The organism is Cytobacillus sp. GQ23, assembly GCF_059758675.1.
The window spans coordinates 1-3,440 of record NZ_JCAXER010000060.1 but is presented as its reverse complement, the minus strand read 5'-3'; the positions used below and the strand labels follow the sequence as shown (position 1 = coordinate 3,440).

Here is a 3,440-nt window from a genome sequence, read left to right as displayed (position 1 = left end):
GCAAGAGATGAAGGGTTAGGAATTACAGTTTCATATTGGGATTCCTTAGATGCGATAAAGAATTGGAAGGAACACTCAGTACATTTAGCTGCACAGGAAAGAGGTAAAAATGAATGGTACAAGAGCTTCGCACTAAGAGTGTGTAAAGTAGAAAGGGATAACTTTTACGAAATGTAATACATCTAGCCTTATTCAGCTAACGGGGTAGGTTAGCACAATAACCATTAACAACCAAATGGAATTTTATAGTAAAATTAAACTTAGGTATAAATAATCTTAGGAGGAGAAGTTAATGATTTCAAATATTCTTTTTCCGTTATTATTATTAGCTATAATGTTAGGTTTGGGCTTTTTATTATTTAAACTTACTAAGGTGTTGAAGAAATAAAGAAAAAAGAAATTATACACGGTCCTTAATGAACTAGCGGGTACTTTATGTTAACGAGCAGCTGCCGGGTAAGGTAGCTGTTTCTTATTCAACAAAAGGGCAGGTTTGTTGAAGAAGGGAATGGGATTTTAACCCATATATAACTTGTAATATGTTAGTATTTAAGAAACAGGTTAAATAATATATTGGAGGCCATTAAATTATGATTCGGTTTGTAATTCAATTTAGTGTTTCCATTACTTTACTTTTGTTTTCTACAGCTTTTGCTTGGTATGAAGGGAGTGCTATTTTAGATAACCCTTGGGAATGGAGATATTCTACACCTTTTACACAGTTATTGTATGGAGTAGTATATAATCCAAGTGACATATCACAGCTGGATTACTTTGTCTATGCTTCTAAATTCCAACCCACTTTCCCCATAATTATGATTTTGAGTAGTTTATATTTGTTAATTCTTATTGGGTACAATATCTTAAAGCAGGAGAAAAAATGGTTAGCCTATTATCTAACTTTTTTAGGTGGAGGATTATTTTTATTTAGTTATTTTACTTCTAATTCTCCAACAATAGGTGGTCGTATACTATTCTCTATTTTCATAATTTGCGGTTTATTATGCATATCGACTGCCTTAATAATTAATTTTCAAGTTTTAAACCGAATCAAGGTAAATAAGGTTACTAACTAATTTAATAAAGAATTAGCGTTTGCTTTGCTTCAATAAGGAGCAAAGCATTTTTCTTATTCGACTAACGGGGCAGGTTTGTTGAATAAGAAAAATATACTGTTATGGCGTATTAGACATAAACTGTGACATAAAAAGAGACAGGTCTCCCCGTCTAATTATTTAGCTTATCTAACTTGTCAGAAATAGATCTCAGAATATTGTTCTTTTCCTGTTGTATTTTAAGGAATTTAACCAGAAACCAAATTACAAATACTATTAAAACTATGTAAAATAAGATAGTTAGGATTGGAAAAATAGCAAAAACTGCATCACCGTTCGTTTATGAGCCCCCTAATATTACGGGCATGGATCCTGTGGGGCAGCATGGCCGACATCCACCTCATGGAAAGGTTGGACGAAGGAATTTGAGAGCGAAGACTCTGTGAGGCATGGGAGGGTAGACCTCCATGAGAAATGTGGACATCCACCAGTGCGATCATATTTTGACTCATCCACCAATTTCTGTAATTGGTTGGTTAGTGGGTTATAGTTCTTTTTTCTTTAAGGGTCCAAATATATCCTTTCAAGTGAAAAATGTCCAACAATAAAGGACTTAACGGCAGGTAATTAACTATGAAAATCTAAGAAAACTAGAGTAAACAGCCGTTTTCGCTTCTTTTATTGAGGGAGGTTAGTTTAAAACATTATATGCTTAGTTATTATTCATGCACTAAGGGGATAAAACCAATGGGGGTAGGAACAGAATTTTATACAAGGTACCAAAGGAGTCTTATGAAACAGGCAAAAATAGAAGAAACTCTTTGCTGGTTAATTACAAAATTTGTGGTGTTTGGTTTGATAAATAGTGATTCGACTAATCGGCTAAAAGAAAACACCTCTCCAAAAGAAAGGTGTCTTGTATTAGCTGTCGTGTTTTATAAACGACTCTAGTTCATGCACCTTGTCGCCATTCGTTAAGTGTGACACCCCAAAAGATGTCCCTTTGCCGTTCTTATTAATGGTAACGTCCAAATCGTTGAGTAATTGTCTCATATATTGATACGCCGTTTCCATACTTGCCGGCATCGGTTTCCAATCCTCAGCATGTTCAAGATTGTCCTTTTCTTTCCCCGTATCATCGATATGAGCGGTACGTTCAAATTGATTATGACTGATTCCAGCAGCAAGCATACGCAAGTTGGCAAAGTCTTCATCAAAACTTTCATTTTTGTCATCAATATAATGTTGCATATTTTTATAAAGATTGTCGGCCTTTGTATAATAAACAAACCCAACATCTTCTAGCTTTAGTTCTTCAAAACTTTCTTCGGGTGCTCGATTGAACTCCGCTGCCATTTCAGCGATCCATTCTTTTGCTTCTGGAGAAAATTCAACAATATCATTTTCCACTGCGGCTTGCCCATCGTCCGCTTTCGCAACCGATTCGACGTCATTTCCATTACATGCCGTCAACAATCCGGCTGCCAACATACCGACCAATCCGATTTTGATGACTTTCAAAAACAGTCCTCCCTTTTATTAGAAAGATTTTACCATGTTTATTATATTCCTCTTTCAAAACCTATACCAGAGTTATCGCAATGTTTTGAACTTAAATATGATATACTTTGTGCGTATGGGTTCTCAAAGGTAAGGGAGAGTTAAATCAAATGATCAAACGTAATAGGGTGGCCATCATTGGTTTTGGTGTCAGCGTATTCCTTCTGCTCATACTATTGGTGATGGATACAAAGGGTATTTACCTTCAACTTGGGCTGCCATCCAGGGGCATCAGTCATCGTACAATAAGCATCTTGCTCATTATTGCAGCCGTCATTTCAGCTGTATATCTGTTAAAGGATAAAGGAATGAAATGGATGGCGATAGGGGTTGGGATCTTTTTCATCTTACTGACTAGCGTACCGAATCTAGTCACAGAAACCAAATACACCACGTTCTCCTCACCCGATCAAAGTGAAAAATTTGTGGTGATCGAAAAAGGGTATGCCAAACTTTACCAGATTTCAGATTCAGGTTTATTCATGACCACGTTGACCAAGTTTGATACCGATAGGGGATATAAACCATTTTCAGAAGGAGCCTATGAATTGGAATGGGTGTCACCCGATACAGTAATCATCAATTATGCTTTTGATTATAAGCGCGCGACTGATTTTAAAACGATTGAATTGCAATACCATAACGATTAACTCGATGCCAAATGTGGAATAAGCCCCTCTTATCTCCATAGCAACGATCTTCGAGATAACATCCCTTGCTTAAATACGAGAGGTCTTTTTCTAAGCAACCAGCTTCTGGTACTACACAATTACATTGGAGTTACATTAAGATATTGTGAAGAATTCCACTTAAACTAACGGGTGC

4 protein-coding genes are annotated in these 3,440 nt (G+C 36.2%); 3 read left to right on the top strand and 1 reads right to left on the bottom strand.

Annotated elements, in window-relative coordinates; all coding sequences use genetic code 11:
* A partial coding sequence (locus AC6CHU_RS25755) for an antibiotic biosynthesis monooxygenase family protein (RefSeq protein WP_498123149.1) occupies positions 1-177 on the top strand: 177 nt, incomplete at its 5' end.
* Positions 178-590: 413 nt separating this feature from the next.
* Positions 591-1,076 carry a YjdJ family protein gene (locus AC6CHU_RS25750; RefSeq protein WP_498123148.1) on the top strand — a complete coding sequence of 162 codons (486 nt, stop codon included), beginning with the start codon at positions 591-593 and terminating at the stop codon, positions 1,074-1,076.
* 900 nt (positions 1,077-1,976) lie between these two features.
* Here AC6CHU_RS25750 and AC6CHU_RS25745 read toward each other — a convergent pair.
* On the bottom strand, positions 1,977-2,576 hold the full coding sequence (locus AC6CHU_RS25745) for a hypothetical protein (protein ID WP_498123146.1): 600 nt from the start codon (positions 2,574-2,576) through the stop codon (positions 1,977-1,979).
* 149 nt (positions 2,577-2,725) lie between these two features.
* Here AC6CHU_RS25745 and AC6CHU_RS25740 point away from each other — a divergent pair, with 149 nt between their 5' ends.
* On the top strand, positions 2,726-3,265 hold the full coding sequence (locus AC6CHU_RS25740; protein ID WP_251174797.1) for a hypothetical protein: 540 nt from the start codon (positions 2,726-2,728) through the stop codon (positions 3,263-3,265).
* The last annotated feature ends 175 nt before the right edge of the window (positions 3,266-3,440 follow it).